This window comes from Pectobacterium odoriferum (assembly GCF_009931295.1).
In the GTDB taxonomy this organism is placed as follows: domain Bacteria; phylum Pseudomonadota; class Gammaproteobacteria; order Enterobacterales; family Enterobacteriaceae; genus Pectobacterium; species Pectobacterium odoriferum.
The window spans coordinates 4,249,938-4,267,368 of record NZ_CP034938.1; the positions used below are offsets into that span (position 1 = coordinate 4,249,938).

The 17,431-nt window shown below is 52.8% G+C and carries 14 protein-coding genes, 1 pseudogene and 1 other annotated feature; of the genes and pseudogenes, 5 read left to right on the forward strand and 10 right to left on the reverse strand.

The window, feature by feature from the left end:
* Nucleotides 1-43: 43 nt before the first annotated feature.
* On the forward strand, nt 44-817 hold the full coding sequence (gene yaaA, locus EO763_RS19130; protein WP_161529905.1) for a peroxide stress protein YaaA: 774 nt from the start codon (nt 44-46) through the stop codon (nt 815-817).
* 46 nt (nt 818-863) lie between these two features.
* On the opposite strand, the gene thrC is transcribed toward yaaA, so the two are convergent.
* From thrC to EO763_RS19155, 5 genes are all read right to left on the reverse strand, one after another.
* Complete coding sequence (gene thrC, locus EO763_RS19135) at nt 864-2,153, reverse strand: threonine synthase (RefSeq protein WP_010300498.1); 1,290 nt, start codon at nt 2,151-2,153, stop codon at nt 864-866.
* A 3-nt stretch (nt 2,154-2,156) separates the two neighbouring features.
* On the reverse strand, nt 2,157-3,086 hold the full coding sequence (gene thrB, locus EO763_RS19140; protein WP_137740103.1) for a homoserine kinase: 930 nt from the start codon (nt 3,084-3,086) through the stop codon (nt 2,157-2,159).
* A 2-nt stretch (nt 3,087-3,088) separates the two neighbouring features.
* Entirely contained in the window at nt 3,089-5,548 is a 2,460-nt protein-coding gene (gene thrA / locus EO763_RS19145) for a bifunctional aspartate kinase/homoserine dehydrogenase I (RefSeq protein ID WP_161529906.1), read from the reverse strand.
* Nucleotides 5,549-5,639: 91 nt separating this feature from the next.
* Nucleotides 5,640-5,755 (reverse strand) — a sequence feature (Thr leader region).
* Nucleotides 5,694-5,780 (reverse strand): thr operon leader peptide, encoded by an 87-nt coding sequence (gene thrL, locus EO763_RS23985; protein WP_071531141.1) that lies wholly within the window; start codon nt 5,778-5,780, stop codon nt 5,694-5,696. (Overlaps the previous feature by 62 nt.)
* Nucleotides 5,781-5,973: 193 nt before the next feature.
* The gene (locus tag EO763_RS19155; RefSeq protein ID WP_161529907.1) at nt 5,974-6,660 is read right to left on the reverse strand and encodes a tRNA/rRNA methyltransferase; all 687 of its coding nucleotides are present in this window, start codon (nt 6,658-6,660) and stop codon (nt 5,974-5,976) included.
* Between the two features lie 751 nt (nt 6,661-7,411).
* Between EO763_RS19155 and arcA the strand changes: the two genes are divergently transcribed.
* Nucleotides 7,412-8,128, forward strand: a complete 717-nt coding sequence (gene arcA, locus EO763_RS19160) for a two-component system response regulator ArcA (RefSeq protein ID WP_010300511.1) — start codon at nt 7,412-7,414, stop codon at nt 8,126-8,128.
* 55 nt (nt 8,129-8,183) lie between these two features.
* Here arcA and creA read toward each other — a convergent pair whose 3' ends face one another.
* A complete protein-coding gene (gene creA, locus EO763_RS19165; RefSeq protein ID WP_425281367.1) occupies nt 8,184-8,648 on the reverse strand; it encodes a protein CreA in 465 nt (154 codons plus the stop codon).
* A 223-nt stretch (nt 8,649-8,871) separates the two neighbouring features.
* On the opposite strand from creA, the gene robA reads away from it, so the two are divergent.
* Nucleotides 8,872-9,759 carry an MDR efflux pump AcrAB transcriptional activator RobA gene (gene robA, locus EO763_RS19170; protein ID WP_161529908.1) on the forward strand — a complete coding sequence of 296 codons (888 nt, stop codon included), beginning with the start codon at nt 8,872-8,874 and terminating at the stop codon, nt 9,757-9,759.
* Here robA and gpmB read toward each other — a convergent pair.
* A complete protein-coding gene (gene gpmB, locus EO763_RS19175; RefSeq protein ID WP_161529909.1) occupies nt 9,748-10,398 on the reverse strand; it encodes a 2,3-diphosphoglycerate-dependent phosphoglycerate mutase GpmB in 651 nt (216 codons plus the stop codon). The genes robA and gpmB overlap by 12 nt on opposite strands.
* Before the next feature lie 50 nt (nt 10,399-10,448).
* Between gpmB and yjjX the strand changes: the two genes are divergently transcribed.
* The gene (gene yjjX, locus EO763_RS19180) at nt 10,449-10,988 is read left to right on the forward strand and encodes an inosine/xanthosine triphosphatase (RefSeq protein WP_005973177.1); all 540 of its coding nucleotides are present in this window, start codon (nt 10,449-10,451) and stop codon (nt 10,986-10,988) included.
* A gap of 3 nt (nt 10,989-10,991) precedes the next feature.
* Here the strand turns inward: yjjX and trpR are convergent.
* Together trpR and sltY are read right to left on the reverse strand one after the other, a co-directional pair.
* Nucleotides 10,992-11,338, reverse strand: a pseudogene (trpR, locus tag EO763_RS19185) (trp operon repressor).
* A gap of 72 nt (nt 11,339-11,410) precedes the next feature.
* Complete coding sequence (gene sltY / locus EO763_RS19190; RefSeq protein WP_161529910.1) at nt 11,411-13,345, reverse strand: murein transglycosylase; 1,935 nt, start codon at nt 13,343-13,345, stop codon at nt 11,411-11,413.
* A 554-nt stretch (nt 13,346-13,899) separates the two neighbouring features.
* Here sltY and ettA point away from each other — a divergent pair.
* Nucleotides 13,900-15,567: an energy-dependent translational throttle protein EttA gene (gene ettA, locus EO763_RS19195; protein WP_010300532.1), complete on the forward strand. Its 1,668-nt coding sequence runs from the start codon at nt 13,900-13,902 to the stop codon at nt 15,565-15,567.
* Between the two features lie 77 nt (nt 15,568-15,644).
* Here the strand turns inward: ettA and EO763_RS19200 are convergent, their stop codons facing one another.
* Nucleotides 15,645-17,348, reverse strand: a complete 1,704-nt coding sequence (locus EO763_RS19200) for a methyl-accepting chemotaxis protein (protein ID WP_161529911.1) — start codon at nt 17,346-17,348, stop codon at nt 15,645-15,647.
* Between the last annotated feature and the right edge of the window lie 83 nt (nt 17,349-17,431).

The following is a 17,431-nucleotide window of genomic DNA, read 5'->3' on the forward strand; positions in this document are numbered from 1 at the left end:
CTATAGTAGAGCCATCAGAAATCAGACCGACAGGACATGGCGCATGCTTATTACTATTTCACCCGCAAAAACGCTCGACTACACCAGTCCTTTGGCAACGACGCGTTATACGCAGCCGGAACTTCTGGACTATTCCAGCCAGTTGATTGATGTGTGTAAAAAACTGACGCCAGCACAGATCGGTTCTTTGATGAGCATCAGCGATAAACTGGCTGACCTGAACGCAGGCCGCTTTAGCGATTGGCAGCCGGATTTCACACCAGAAAACGCGCGTCAGGCGCTGCTGGCGTTTAAGGGCGATGTCTATACCGGATTGGCCGCAGAAGATTTCAGCGAGGATGACTTCGATTTCGCCCAGCAGCATCTGCGTATGCTGTCAGGCCTGTATGGCGTGTTGCGCCCGCTGGATTTGATGCAGCCGTATCGGCTGGAAATGGGCACCAAGCTGGAAAACAAAGTCGGTAAAGACCTCTACCGTTTCTGGGGCGACACCATTACTGAAAAGCTGAATCAGGCGCTGCGCGATCAAGGCGATGATGTGCTGGTTAATCTGGCATCGGATGAATATTTCAAAGCCGTTAAACCGAAAAAGCTTAATGCCCGTCTGATCAAACCCGTCTTCTTGGATGAGAAAAACGGTAAGTTCAAGGTAATCAGTTTCTACGCCAAGAAAGCGCGCGGCCTGATGAGTCGTTTCATTATTCAAAACCGTCTGACGCAGCCGGAGCAGTTGAAAGCGTTTAATCTGGAAGGTTACTTCTTCGAGGCAGCGGACTCTTCGAGTGACGAGCTGGTGTTTAAGCGTCACGAACAGTAAACAAGAGAAGGGAAACAGGGCGGAGTATTCCGCCCTTTCAATCGATTTATTCCGGCAGTGACATCAGGAACTCACGCAGCTTCGCGAAATCATCCGGGAAGTTGTGCGACAGCAAATCCAGATCGGCACGCTCAGCCAGCGCTTCAGGCAGATCCAGTTCTTTGCCCAGAATGTCTTCTACGCTTTCCTTGAATTTCGCTGGGTGCGCCGTACCCAGGAACAGACCGAATTCACCGGCTTGCAGCTGATCGCGCAGCAGACGGTAAGCAATCGCAGCGTGCGGCTCAGAGAGATAGCCTAAGGCATCCAGCTCATGCATAGTTTCTTTCGTAGTCTCATCACTCACCGCGCCAAAGCCCAGCGTTTTCAACTGCCAGTTCTTACGGCGGAACAGCTCTTCCACACGCGGCCAGTTGTTCGGCTGGCTAACATCCATCGCGTTGGATAACGTTGCCACCGTTTTATGCGGTTCCCAGTTACCATTGCTCAGGAAGCGTGGCACCGTGTCATTGGCGTTAGTCGCCGCGATGAAGCGCTTAATCGGCAGACCCAGCGATTTTGCCAGCAGGCCGGCGGTCAGATCGCCAAAGTTACCGCTCGGTACAGAAACCACCAGTTGGTTACGGGCTTCCTGCGGCAGCTGTGCAACGGCTTCAAAGTAGTAGCAAATTTGCGCCAGTAGACGGCTGATATTGATGGAGTTTGCAGAGTTCAGGCCAATCGCCTTTTTCAGTTCTTCATCATCAAACGCCTTTTTCACCAACGCCTGGCAGGCATCGAAATCGCTGTCGATAGCGATGGTGTGAATGTTGCCGCCCAGCGTACAGAACAGTTTTTCCTGCAACGGGCTGATCTTGCCCTGCGGATACAAAATCACGACACGAACATTTTCCAGACCGTAAAAGGCGTGCGCCACAGCGGCACCGGTGTCGCCAGAGGTCGCCGTCAGAATGGTAATTTTCTCGTCGCCAGAGACTTCCGTCAGCATTTGCGCCATAAAGCGGCCGCCGAAGTCTTTAAAGGCCAGCGTTGGACCGTGGAACAGCTCCAGTGCAGCGATATCTTCCGCAACTGGCGCAACCGGAGCCGGGAATGCAAAGGCCGCTTTCACACGCTCAAACACCGTTTCGGTCGCAATTTCATCGCCGATATAGGCGGACAGAATGCGGCTGCTGCGGGTGACAAAATCCAGATCCAGCAGGGCATCAATTTCGGTGCGCTCAAATTCCGGCAGTTCCAGCGGGAAGAACAGCCCTTGCTGGCTGCCCAGCCCTTGCTTGATAGCCTGAGCAAAACTCACCTGCTCGTTATGATCTTTAAGGTTGTACAGTTTCATGCGTTATCCCAGTTGTCGTGCGCCAGTCGTATCAAGACGGCAAATATGAACAAAACCTTCATCGTTCTGCAAATAGTTATCCCGCAGCCAGTCGGCCAGGCGCTGTGCGCTCGCCATGTCGTTGCAGACGGAAAATAACGTTGGGCCAGAGCCGGAAATACCGCAGGCCAGCGCCCCGATATCTTCAGCAGCCTGGCGAGCGGCAGCAAAGCCGGGCAGCAGTTTCGTCCGATAAGGTTCCGCGATGACATCCTTCATCAGTTTCGCCGCCAGCTCAGCCTGTCCGGTATGGCAAGCGTGGATAAAACCGGCCAGATAACGACCGTGGCTGATGCAATCCTGACGACGATATTGCGCAGGCAGAATCGCGCGCGCTTCAGCAGTGGAGACTTTAATCCCCGGATACGCCATGACCCACAGCCAGTCATCAAACGACGGTACAGGCTGGCTGATGATGCCGTTTTCTTCCAGCATCAGTTGGACACCACCGAGAAAACACGGGGCAACGTTATCGTAGTGAACGCTGCCGGAAATGCGCCCTTCCAGCTCACCCATCAGCGTCAGCAGACGGTTATCATCCAGCGGTTTACCGCAAAATTCGTTCATCGCCATCAGCCCAGCGACGACAGAACAGGCGCTGGAACCGAGCCCTGAACCAATCGGCATATTCTTTTCGAGCGTCATCGCCACTGGCACGGTTTTGCCAATTTCCTGACAGAACAGTTCCCAACATTGATAGACAATGTTTTCTTTCGGGTTGTCCGGCAGCTTGCTAACAAAACGCCCTTCATTACGCAGGCTGAACAGATCGGCGGCTTCAACAGAGACGCAATCCCCCAGCAGTGAACCGTCTACCGGCGAGACGGCCGCACCCAGCACATCAAACCCGACGCTGACGTTACCGATTGATGCAGGTGCATACACCTTAACCATAATTATGCTCCCAACTTCCATGACAAGGTGCGCAGCAGATCTGCGAACACACCAGCAGCGGTAACATCGTTACCCGCGCCATAACCGCGCAACACGAGCGGCAGTGGCTGATAATAACGGCTGTAGAATGCCAGCGCATTCTCGCCATCTTTGACTTTAAACAGCGGATCGTTGCCGCCAACGGCACTGATCTTGACCTTACAGCGGCCTTCTTCAATCACGCCGACATAGCGCAACACTTTACCTTCATCGCGCGCTTGTGCAACACGGCTGGCAAACTCATCGTCTGCCGTCGGCAGGCGCTGCATAAAGCTGGCGACATCGCCAGACGCATCAAAGCTGGCAGGCAGAACGGATTCCACCTCAATATCGCCCAGCTCCAACTGATAACCCGCTTCACGCGCTAGAATCAGCAACTTACGTGCCACATCCATACCGGACAGATCGTCACGCGGATCGGGTTCGGTATAGCCTTTTTCTTTCGCCTGCGTGGTCGCTTCCGACAGCGACATGCCTTCATCGAGTTTACCGAAAATAAAGGAGAGCGAGCCAGAGAGAATACCGGTAAAGCGAATCAGCTCATCACCCGCATTCAGCAGATTTTGCAGGTTCTCAATCACCGGCAGACCAGCACCGACGTTGGTGTCATACAGGAAACGGCGACGGGATTTCGCTGCGGCACTGCGCAGTTGGTGATAATAGTTCATCGACCCCGTGTTGGCTTTCTTGTTTGGCGTTACGACATGGAAACCATCGGCCAGGAAATCGACATACTGATCGGCTACAGCCTGATTCGACGTACAGTCAACGATCACTGGGTTAAGTAGATGATATTCTTTAACCAGACGGATCAGACGGCCCAGATTGAACGGCTCGCGGGCTTTACCCAGCTCGTCATGCCAGTTGTCCATCGAAATGCCGTTAATATTGGTCAGCATCGCTTTGGAGTTGGCGATACCACACACGCGCAGGTCGATATGTTTGTCTTTCAGCCACGGCTGCTGGCGGTGGATCTGCTCCAGCAGTGCACCACCCACGCCACCGACGCCGATAACAAACACGTCGATCACCTGATCGGTGTTAAACAGCATCTGGTGGGCAACACGTACGCCAGTGGTGGCGACGTCGTTATTCACCACGACGGAGATAGAACGCTCAGACGAACCCTGCGCGATAGCCACAATATTGATATTTGCCGTCGCCAATGCCGAGAACAGACGTGCAGACAGGCCGCGCAGCGTACGCATGCCATCGCCCACCACAGAGATAATCGCCAGACGCTCCATCACATCCAGCGGCTCCAGCACGCCTTCTTTCAGTTCCAGATAGAATTCGTCTTCCAGCGTTTTTCTGGCGCGCGCCAGCTCGTTTTGCGATACGCAGAAGCTGATACTGTATTCGGAGGATGACTGCGTAATCAGAACAACAGAGATGCCCGCACGCGACATCGCAGCAAACACACGCGCAGCCATGCCGACCATGCCTTTCATGCCGGGGCCGGATACGTTAACCATCGCCATGTTGTTCAGGTTGGTGATGCCTTTCACCGGATACTGAGTATCCGTGCTGTCCATGCCGATGAGCGTGCCGGGAGCCTGAGGGTTTTCGGTGTTTTTGATGAGGCAGGGAATTTGGAACTGAGCGATAGGAGCAATGGTGCGAGGGTGGAGGACTTTGGCGCCGAAATAGGACAGCTCCATCGCCTCCTGATAGGACATCGATTTCAATAATCGAGCGTCCGGCACCTGACGCGGATCGCAGGTATAAACGCCGTCCACGTCGGTCCAAATCTCACAACAATCGGCACGCAAACACGCAGCCAACACCGCAGCGGAGTAGTCAGAACCATTACGGCCCAGCACCACCAGTTCGCCTTTGTCATTACCGGCAGTAAAGCCCGCCATCAGGATCACATGATCTTTCGGGATGGCGCTTTCAGCAATTCGACGAGTTGACTCAGTGATATCCACGGTGGATTCAAGATAGTGTCCCTGCGCCAGCAGTTTCTCGACCGGATTGATAACAGAGACCCCATAGCCGCGCGCCTGAAAGACCGCCTCCATGATGGCGATGGACAGTTTTTCTCCCCGGCAGATGATTGCAGCGTTCACACTGTCAGGGCACTGGCCCAGCAACGCGATGCCGTGCAGAACGTGTTTCAGCTGTGCAAATTCCTGATCCACGAATGCCTTCAGGCGGGCATGGTCAAAACCGGGTTGAGATGCTGCAAGCCCTTGCAATAATGAAGAAAAGATCGTTTCGGCGTCGTTCAAATGAGGCAGGATATCTTGTCCGGCGACGGTTTTCTCAATCATGGCAACCAAATGGTTGGTAATTTTCGCCGGCGCGGACAATACGGTAGCCACCTGTCCCTGGCGCGCATTGTTTTCGATAATGTCGGCAACGCGTGCAAAACGCTCCGCATTCGCTACTGAAGTCCCGCCAAATTTCAACACTCGCATTTTTATCTGTTCTCCTGAATTTCTGCCAACCAAACGCCGGAAGCGTTTTTTGTATGCCGCTTACAGACGGCGTTATTGGATAACCTGCCATAAAAAAAAAGCCCGCACTGTTCGGTGCGGGCTTTTTCTGGAATCTTTATATGCGTCAGCCCGCACCGTTACTGGTCGTATCGGTGATGGTAATAATCGTGGTGATTAGGCTGATAGTGCGCATGCTAAAATCGAATCTCATTAGAAGTAGAGTTATCTGCCCTATTAGTTAGGCCAATCGCCCTTTGAAGTCAACGGATTTCTTTTTTTTCTTCTCGTCGAACGAAAAATTCCTGCCGCGCAACCCACTGCCTAAACAGGAATAAGCCGGACAAACCGTTGTCAAAATACGCAGTCCAAGATGTTCGACTACCAAAAAAGCCATCTCTGCTATCTTATTTCGGCAATCTTTTTTCAATGTCGTGTAGCAACCGGTGGAGCATCGCCGTATCGCGTTGCTCTAAACGCCCTAGCCGCTGATGCAACCAGTCACGCAGTTTTTCATCGTCCTCAACCGCCAGGTTAACCAGTAGCCGATCCAAACGATCGTGTAGTGCCGACAACTGCCCCGCCACTGCTGGCTGTGCCGCTTCCGGTTTGACCTGCATGAATTCAGCCAGTTGGTAACAATACACCATCACCGCCTGACCAAGATTCAGCGAGGGATAATCCGCTTTCATCGGCACGCCGGTCAACACATCCGCCAGTTCGAGTTCCTCATTCGTCAGGCCAACATCTTCACGACCAAACACCAGCGCCACAGAGACCATCCATTGAACCTTCTCCTGCAATACGTCGGTCAGTTCCGCTGGCGTACAGTAATAGTGATACTTAGCCCGGCTGCGCGCAGTGGTCGCAACCGTAAAATCGACATCTGCCAGTGCTTCAGCCAACGTGGAAAACACCTGTACGTTATCCAGAATATCCCCTGAACCGTGTGCCACCCAGCGGGCCGCTGGCTCTTGATGTACTGTGCTACCGACAATACGCAAGCTGCTGAATCCCATCGTTTTCATCGCACGAGCTGCCGCCCCTACATTTTCAGCCCGAGCGGGCTCAACCAAAATAATATGAAACTGCATAGACTCCTCAGTATGGGTTACATGCATTTTTGGCAAGCGTTCATCTGCTCGCTAAACAACACAGCCCTGTAATCGATAACAATTTATTGATGACTACGATTTGTTGATAACGACAATTTGTTGGGCATCACGGTAAAAAATTAACAATAAATCAACAAAATTTCCGGCATCAATTCGGCCTTCGGCAGGAAACATCGGTGAGTCCAAAAAGCGGGCGGGAAGATAAAACCCCAGTAAAAATAAGGTAAATTATTTTATTTCAATAAGTTATAAAAGTACTACCGACTGTGTAGCGCCAATTATGATTATTGGCATTTGCTATGCTAAATCGTTCATAAAAAGTGCTAAATTGTGACGTAAACTGGCAATCCTATAAGTGTTTATCACAAAATAGTTAACGTGCTAAAATGAAATTTGATATATGTCAACAGAACCGTAGATTTATCAGCAGGCAAAATCTGTGCTTACTGTTATGTTGCTGTTAATAAGGTTAAACTGTGCGCCACTTTGAGCGCAGTTAAATTAGCGCACGCTTACCCGCTAGCAGTACCTCTAAGCGGGTAGAGAATGAACACCAGTAACGCATTTACGTACTTGAGTCTGACGTTGAGCGAGAGCGTAGTTTACCTCGGTAAGCTCCAGGGAAATACCCGGAATAACTGGCGTTGTAGCCAGCGGGCCAGCAGGGTATGACAGCGACTTCTGTACTTCCGATTTCTATAATTTAAGTTGGCAATTTTAGGTAGCAAACATGCAGACGCCGCACATTCTTATTGTTGAAGACGAGCTAGTAACTCGTAATACCCTCAAAAGCATTTTTGAGGCGGAAGGATACGTTGTTCACGAAGCCACTGATGGCGCAGAAATGCACCACATTTTGTCCGAGAATGACATCAATCTGGTGATCATGGACATCAACCTGCCAGGGAAGAACGGCCTGTTGCTGGCACGTGAACTGCGCGAGCAAGCCACCGTTGCCTTGATGTTCCTCACCGGCCGCGACAATGAAGTCGATAAGATCCTCGGTCTGGAAATCGGTGCGGATGACTACATCACCAAACCGTTCAACCCACGTGAATTGACGATCCGCGCACGTAACCTGCTGTCACGCACCATGAATCTGGGCAGTGGCACGGAAGAGCGTCGTCTGGTGGAAAGCTATCGCTTCAACGGCTGGGAACTGGACATCAATAGCCGTTCTCTGATTAGCCCGGCTGGCGAGCAATACAAGCTGCCGCGCAGTGAATTCCGCGCCATGCTGCACTTCTGCGAAAACCCGGGCAAGATTCAGTCTCGTGCAGAACTGCTGAAGAAAATGACGGGCCGTGAGCTTAAGCCACACGACCGTACCGTTGACGTCACCATCCGTCGTATCCGCAAGCACTTTGAATCAACAGCCGATACGCCAGAAATCATCGCGACGATCCACGGCGAAGGCTACCGCTTCTGCGGCGATCTGGAAAATTAATTCCCCTCAGCCGGAGCAGGCATCTGCCCCGGCTGTTTTCCCTTCTTACCGCACGTTATTCACTCTTTCCCCACGGCATAACCGGCACCGCACTTAACGCATTTTTCGGCGAACCATCGACTAAGCGATCAGAATAAGCAAGGTAGATCAGCGAATTGCGCTTTTGATCGTAAAATCGAACAACCTGCAATTTCTTGAAAACCAACGATGTTCTTTTCTGGAACACCACGGACCCACGATCGCCGCCGTTTTTGATTTTATCAGACAGCGTAATCGGCCCAACCTGCTGGCAGGAAATGGCCGCATCCGACGTGTCTTCCGCCAGCCCTAATCCGCCCTTGATTCCGCCTGTTTTAGCTCGGCTAATGTAGCAGGTCACATTGGATACATCCGGATCGTCAAACGCTTCCACTACGATCTTATGATCTGGCCCCAGCAGTTTAAAGACCGTATCGACAGATCCAACTTCTTCCGCACTGACAACACCAGCGGTAGATAGCAATAGCAGACCCGCTCCCATGATGCGCTTTATGTTCATATTTCAGGCCCTGTGACAATTCATGACAAACAATTAATAACCACAATTAAAAAGGGTATGAGCAAAACAAACCGCTATAATCCCCCTCTTTATCCAAATTACCTGCGGAACATTTTCAAAAATCTTCGGCAGTACCAAAGTGAAAATATTGCTATGATGCGGGATCTCAATACGCTCGCGCTCAATGTGTTTGATGAGGAAGATTATGGATCAAGCCGGTATCATACGTGACTTGCTTAACTGGCTGGAAAGCCATCTCGACCAGCCGCTATCACTCGATAATGTGGCGGCGAAAGCGGGTTATTCCAAGTGGCATCTACAAAGAATGTTCAAAGATGTGACGGGCCATGCCATTGGTTCATATATCCGAGCGCGGAGATTAACCAAAGCGGCGGTGGCACTCTGCCTGACCAGTCGCCCTATCCTTGATATTGCCCTGCAATACCGTTTCGATTCGCAACAGACGTTTACCCGCGCGTTCAAAAAACAGTTTGCACAAACGCCAGCGTCTTATCGTCGTTCCGATAACTGGAATACTTTCGGCATTCGTCCGCCGATCCGGCTTGGTGCATTTACCCTGCCACAGCCACAGTTTGTCACCCTGCCAGAAACGCAGCTTATTGGCCTAACACAAACCTATAACTGCTGTCTGGAGCAGATTTGTAACTTCCGTACGGAAATTCGCGTCCACTATTGGCGTCAGTTTTTAGGAGAGACCTGCTCCGTTCCTCCCGTACTTTACGGGTTGCATCATTCACGGCCGAGTAAAGAGAAAGACGACGAACACGAAGTACTCTACACCACCGCGCTTGAGCCACAGTATCTGCCCGATGACGTCCACACTGGCGAGCCCACCACGCTACCGGGCGGCGACTACGCGATGTTTGTTTTTGAAGGGCCAAATGACGAGCTACAGGATTTTATTATCAGCCTGTATGACACCTGTCTGCCGACCTTCCAGCTTACGCGCCGCAAAGGGTTTGATGCCGAGCGTTTTCACCCTAGCCGCGATACAGATGGGGAAATACCCGCGATCATCCGCTGCGAGTATTTGATCCCCATCCAGCATACCGAGCCGCTTTCAGCGCTGTAACTCATCCAGTGCCGGAATATCCAAATGCGAGATATCTCCGGCCGTTTCCACCACCCATCCGGGTGCTAGCCACGGGCTTTGCTGATAATCAATGCGCGACAGGGAACAGTTGCGCAGACGCAGGCGCCGTTCAGCCGATGCGGGTAACCCCAGAACCGTGCTCAGCAAACACCCCAGCGCCATCCCGTGGCTAACCAGCAAAGGACGACTTCCCGCGGGCAACGCCAGACAACGCTCCAGAACGCCGTGCATGCGCAATGCCACATCAACCATCGACTCGCCTTCTGGGATGCGACCATCGGGCGTGCCATCCACCAGCCCTTTACGCCACTTTTCTTCCTCGGGGGTCAGCGAATCCAAATCTCGGGCTTCTAAGACGCCCATGTTCAATTCACGTAACCCAGGCTCCAGGATTATCTGGCAATCACCACAAGATTTAGCGATGATTTCTGTCGTCTGACACGTTCTTCCGAGATCGCTGGTAAAAATATGCGTAATCCCTAACGTCCTGATTCGTTCAGCAACTTGCTGTGCCTGTTGCTCACCTCTTGGCGTCAGCGCACTGTCCGATTGACCTTGAATACGTCGAGCCACATTCCATTCTGTTTCGCCGTGGCGAACAAGATATACCTGTAACATGGTTATTTTCCGTTATACTGCGTCAAATTAACTAAAGGTACGAAACTGTTATGTATCACGTTGTTGCTGCAACTACCAACCCGGCAAAGATTAAGGCTATTACTCTGGCATTCACCGATGTCTTTGGTGCAGAAAACTGCCGCATCGAAGGCGTTGACGTCGACAGTGGTGTCCCGCGCCAGCCTCTTGGCTCTCTCGAAACCCGTACAGGCGCCAGAAACCGCGTCATGATGGCACGCCAGGTGCGCCCAGAAGCCGATTTTTGGGTCGGTGTCGAAGCAGGCATTGAAGAAAGCATGACTTTCGCCTGGATGGTGATCGAAAATGCTCACCTGCGTGGCGAATCACGTTCTGCAAGCCTGGTTCTTCCAGAAAGTATATTACATGGTATCCGTGAAGGGCGGGAATTAGGCGATGAAATGGAGCGTTTGACGGGCGTTCAGAATATTAAACATAAAGGTGGTGCCATCGGCGTCTTCACCGACGGCAAATTATCACGCACTAGCGTGTATCATCAGGCATTGCTGCTGGCACTGGTGCCGTTTCATAACCCGATCTATCAGATTCCCGTTCAGACAGCGAAACAGTAATCGTTACGCGTCGTCACTCAACGGCTTATCTGCCGACAGCAACTGCGCTTCCAGCCAGCTTTTTAACGCGGGGGCGCGGCTTTCAGACTGTTTGAACCGCGCGTAATCGTCGCAATTCCCGCACCTAACTCGCTTTTCAACTCACGCTGGCTCATTTCACCCCGCATTAGCTCCTGCACAATTCGCACCCGCGTTCCCAACGCTGTACGCTCATCCGGCGTCAGCAGGAGTTGAAGCAGCGGCAATTGAAGATCCTCCGCAATAGACTGCTGCAATAGCGCGACAAAGCGTAACCAGTGCTCATTGTCTTGTTCAGAAAGTGCTGGGTCGATAAGCGATAACGGAGTCATAACGGGCTGCCATACTATTTAACTAGTACGGCAGCATAACACAATTCCAGGCAACGAGCGCAACGCCGCGTCTCAATAACGCCGCTGCCATTCCGCATCCGTCAGCACACTGGCTGGCTGATTAAGGAAATAGCGATAGAAGACGTCATACGCCAGCACATTTTTCACGTAACCCCGTGTTTCCGAAAACGGAATACTTTCGATAAACGCAACGGGATCGATGCGCCCGGCACTGTTCTTCAACCAGGTATTCACACGCGACGGCCCAGCATTATAAGCCGCTGAAGACAGAATGCGGTTACGGCCAAATGTCTGGTACACGTACTCCAGATAGCTCGTTCCCAACAGAATATTGGTTTCAGGATCAAACAGCTGGCTGCTGTTCGTATAGAACGTGATATTGCTCATTTTAGCGGTATGCTGCGCCGTCGCTGGCATCAACTGCATCAGGCCCGATGCGCCAACCGGGGAACGTGCTTTCGGGTTCCAGGCGCTCTCCTGACGAGCGATCGCCATCGCATAGCTCTGGCTAATGCCTTTCCCCTGCGTTTCACGGCGGAATTCATTATTCCAGGCCAGCGGGAAGCGCTCTTCCAGATGATCCCACAGCTTCGCGACAATCGTCGCCTGCACGCTCAAATCCGCCCAGCGCTGCTCAAACGCATAGCGAGCCAGCGCTTCCTGCTGCGGCTTGCTGCGATTCGCCACCAGCCCGACCCACTCGCTGCGCGCCAGATTATCCATCTGCCAGAACATCAACTCCCGCACGCGAGTGATTTCCGGTAGCTGAGACAAAGAAGGATCTGGCTTCACCGCCGTCATGATAGTAATGGGATAGCGCTCGTTCAGTTTCTGCGCCGCCGCCATCGGATAGAACCCGCGCTCCTGCATCAGGCTGCGTAATAGCGTCTCGCCTTCCTGACGTTTGCCCTGATCCAACAACACCGCCGCACGCCAGTAGCGCCATTCGTCTTTCTGTAGCGCCTCCGCCGGTAAACGCGCCATCCAGCTTGTTAGCCCCTGACGATCGCCTGCCCCCAACGCCATACGTACGCGGCGCTCCAGCAACGTAGTCGACGTACTCTTTCTCACTACGTCATCCCGCCACTGCGCCTGCTCTGGCGTGGCATCGTTGCCCATCAAACGCCAGGCGATGGTTTCTTCCATTGCCTGACGCTCTGCGGCACTCATTTTCTGCAAACGGACAATAACCGGCAGCATTGAACGGGCATTATCGGCATCCTGACGCGCCGTACGTGTAAAGGCTGACTGCGTGACTTTACGCGTAAAATCCGTCGGTCCGACGGTACGGGCGAAGCTCTCCAACGAGTTGGGATCGTTCTGAAGTTTCAGCAACGCATCGCCCATCGTTTTATAATCGTCGGGTAACTGCTTGATGAGATAGCTCACCAGACTGCCGCTGCCTTCGTCCATTGCCAGACGCGCGCGTTCCAACGTCGTCAGCGGTGTCTGCTCGCCCGCCTGCTGCCAGACGGAGAAGAGTTTATCGCACACAGTAGGGAGAGAGCGTCCTGTCAGCCAGATATCACGCGTGGCTTCCCACACGCCCTGACGCTGACCGGTTGCCCACTGGGCGTAATAAAAGTTACAGCGGGCGCTGACCGGCTTCGGCGGCTGGGGGCTAAATGCCAGCAGCCCGATCCAGTCCTGACGACGCGCCAGTTCATTCACAAAGCTGGTAGAGAGATTACGGGCGGGCGGCAACGTCGGGTGCGTTGCCATAAACTGCTTCACCTGCGTCGCACTGACCTGACTCAGATCCTGCGTGAGCGAACGGTATTCAAGATAAGGATAAAGTGGGTAACTGCGCAGCGTTGGCATCAGCTGCGCCACCGTGTCCATCTGGTTGCTGTCCCATGCTTGCTTAACCTGCTGATAGCGCTGACGCTGTTCGTCTAGAGAATCCGCCAGCACATGGCCGGAAAACCCAGCCAGACATATCGCCGAAACGGCGTACCACCAATGACCCGCTTTTATCACCTGCATTAACCTCATCCGTTATCGAACTTGCTATCGGCATCCTTCATCGTATCGATACCCCTATCCTATACCCAAAATAATTCGAGTTGCATGAAGGCGGCAACTGCATGACAAATTCGTCGGGAACGAATTTGACCAGCCAAAGGCTGGCCTTCGGTGAGAGACAGGATGTCTCTCATTTCATCCCCAGGAGCTTACTCAGGTAAGTGACTGGGGTGAGTAAGGGCAGCCAACGCACAAGCAACTTGAAGTATGACGGATATATCGGGCAGATCCAGTGTGGCACATCATGCCAGACAACGATATGCCGATCCGCAAACCGATTCTGAAATTCATCAGGCGGGCCTAGGTCTCAGATCGGCCACGGCAAATCGCCGGATAGCTGGGATCGCAGGCTGAAAACCGCTACACTTCATACTTAGAGTAATACGCCTAGAATAATCGATCCGCTGCCAGGGTATTTCCTTAGCAGCGATTTAGTATTAGGTAACACAGTGCTACATATGGTCACCCGCTTATGGTGACAAATCATAGAGATAAGAGAGAGGCGAAGTCGCAACGTGGCTCAATATGTTTATACCATGCATCGCGTCGGTAAGGTCGTACCGCCGAAGCGTCACATTCTGAAAAACATCTCCCTCAGTTTTTTCCCCGGTGCCAAGATCGGCGTGTTGGGTCTGAACGGAGCCGGTAAATCAACGCTGTTGCGTATTATGGCTGGCATTGATACGGACATCGAGGGCGAAGCGCGCCCACAACCTGGAATCAAAATCGGCTATTTGCCGCAGGAACCGCAGTTAAACACGGAGCACACCGTACGTGAATCCGTAGAAGAAGCGGTATCTGAAGTCGTCACCGCGCTGAAGCGTCTTGATGAAGTCTATGCGCTGTATGCCGACCCGGATGCAGACTTCGATAAATTGGCCGCTGAACAAGGCCGACTGGAAGAAGTCATTCAGGCGCACGACGGTCATAATCTGGATAACCAACTAGAGCGTGCCGCCGATGCGCTGCGCTTGCCGGAGTGGGATGCAAAAATCGCTACCCTGTCTGGGGGTGAACGTCGCCGCGTGGCGCTGTGCCGTCTGCTGCTGGAAAAGCCGGACATGCTGCTGCTCGACGAACCAACCAACCACCTGGATGCCGAATCTGTCGCCTGGCTGGAACGCTTCCTGCACGATTTCGAAGGCACCGTGGTGGCGATTACCCACGACCGTTACTTCCTCGATAACGTCGCAGGCTGGATTCTGGAGCTGGACCGTGGCGAAGGTATTCCGTGGGAAGGCAACTACTCTTCCTGGCTGGAGCAGAAGGATCAGCGTCTGGCACAGGAAGCCTCTCAGGAAGCGGCACGCCGTAAATCCATTGAGAAAGAGCTGGAGTGGGTGCGTCAAGGCGCTAAAGGCCGTCAGTCCAAAGGTAAGGCACGTCTGGCACGCTTTGAAGAGCTAAACAACACGGAATACCAGAAACGTAACGAAACTAACGAACTGTTTATTCCGCCTGGTGCTCGTCTCGGCGATAAAGTGGTGGAAGTCACCAACCTCAGCAAGTCTTACGGCGAACGTCAGCTCATCGACGGGCTGTCTTTCTCCGTACCGAAAGGCGCGATTGTCGGCATTATTGGCCCGAACGGTGCCGGTAAATCGACCCTGTTCCGCATGATGTCCGGTCAGGAACAGCCAGATGGCGGCTCGATTGAGCTGGGCGAAACGGTAAAACTGGCGTCAGTTGACCAGTTCCGTGATGCGATGGACAACAGCAAAACCGTCTGGGAAGAAGTGTCTGGCGGGCAGGACATCATGCGTATCGGCAACACCGAAATGCCAAGCCGAGCTTACGTTGGCCGTTTCAACTTCAAAGGGGTTGATCAGGGCAAACGCGTCGGCGAGCTATCCGGTGGTGAACGCGGCCGTCTGCATCTGGCGAAGCTGTTGCAGGTAGGCGGCAACGTGCTGCTGCTCGATGAACCCACCAACGACCTGGATATCGAAACCCTGCGCGCACTGGAAAACGCCCTGTTGGAATTCCCTGGCTGTGCCATGGTGATCTCGCATGACCGTTGGTTCCTCGACCGTATCGCAACGCACATTCTGGATTATCAGGATGAAGGTAAAGTGGAATTCTTCGAAGGTAACTTTACCGAGTACGAAGAGTACAAGAAGCGTACGCTGGGTGCCGATGCGCTGGAACCACACCGCATCAAATACAAGAAGATCGCTAAATAAGCTGTCACCAGACGTGATAAACAAATGGCCCGCATTGCGGGCCATTTTTCTTTCTAATTACAGTTTCACTTACCCGATCAGAACGTTTCCCAGTTTTGACTATCGCTGCCTTTGCTACTGGCTCCGGCGAGAGCCATCGCTGGCGCTAAGCGCGGTTGCGGTGCAGCTTTCGGCAAGGATGATTTCAGTCTCTGAGCCACGCCAGCCAGTTTGAATACCGCGACAGCCTGCGTCAGACGTGCAGCCTGTTCTTCGAGTGAAACGGCTGCTGCCGAGGCTTCCTGCACCAACGCCGCATTCTGCTGCGTCGCACTATCCATTTCAGACACGGCCTGACTCACCTGACCGATGCCGCGGCTCTGTTCGTCAGAAGCGGAAGCAATTTCTCCCATGATGTCGGTCACGCTGACAACCGCGCGGACAATCTCACCCATGGTTGTGCCCGCCTGAGACACAAGCCCAGAGCCTGTATCCACCAGCCGGCTCGATTCGCCAATCAGCCCTTCAATTTCTTTCGCTGCCTGTGCGCTACGCTGAGCCAGACTACGAACTTCACCCGCCACCACGGCAAAACCACGCCCTTGTTCACCCGCTCGCGCGGCTTCTACCGCCGCGTTCAGCGCCAGAATGTTGGTCTGGAAAGCGATGCTATTAATGACGGAAGTGATTTCGGAAATACGGCGTGAACTGGTAGAAATGTCCTGCATGGTATCCACCACGTTCTTCACGATCTGCCCGCCCTTCTCCGCTTTTTCAGAGGCATTTTTTGCCAGTTGGCTGGCGTGATGGGCATTGTCAGAGTTCTGTTTCACTGTTGCGGTCAGTTGTTCCATGCTCGCGGCGGTTTCCTCCAGCGCGGCCGCCTGCTGTTCGGTGCGTGAAGAAAGATCGACGTTACCCGCCGTAATTTCTGACGACCCTTGATAGATCGAATCCGCGCCTTCGCGCACGATCGTCACCGTATCCGTCAGTTCCGCCTGCATGTTCTGGATATTCGTCCCCAGAATGCCGATTTCATTACGCCCCATCACCATCGCCGGCTGCGTCAGATCGCCTGCGGCAATCTTCTGGATACGCTCAACCAGTCTGTTGATTGGCGCGAGGATCACATTGCGCACCATGATGTAAGCCATGATCGCCATAATGATAGACAGGACAAATGAGCCCGCCATCATCCAGTAACCCAGCTTGGCATTCTCCGCCGCACGCAGGTTGATATCCTGCGCGGCTTTCGTGAGTTCAGTCACTTTCTTGCGTACGGGAACACTGAACGCTTCATCTAGCTGACGAGCTAGCGTACTTTCCAGCGTAACTGTATCTTCAAATTCCCCGTCACTGGTTGCTTTCTGCATAGCAAGAATCGCGTTATCGCGATAGTCGGCGTACGCCTTAAGAATTTCGCCATCCAGCACGCTTTCACTCTCCAGTTTATCTGGACGCGCGAGGTATTCATCCAAACGCTTCTGCGAGGCTCTGACTCGACCAGCAGCCTGATCTGAAGCGGATTTAAAGACCTCGTGATCGCTAATACGGTTTGCTGCACCAGCCTGAATAAGCAGTAGTCTGGCAACGCGTAACTGATCGAGGCTGCTGCTAATACCGGCGCGAATATCAGACAACTCATTAGCCTTATCGAGTGAATTATTACTCTGCTTTAAAAAATAACTCGCTGTGCCAATAGAAAGCGCAAATAAAATCAGGATAATTGAAAAAAGAGTAATAAATAACGAGACGAGACGTATATTGTTGATGTAACTCAACTTCTCTTTTTGAATAGACATCGGTTGCATTCTCATTTTCACCATCACTGGTCTACATTATCTCTGCCATCACAGGTGCGGCAGAGCCCAGATATCACCGTGAC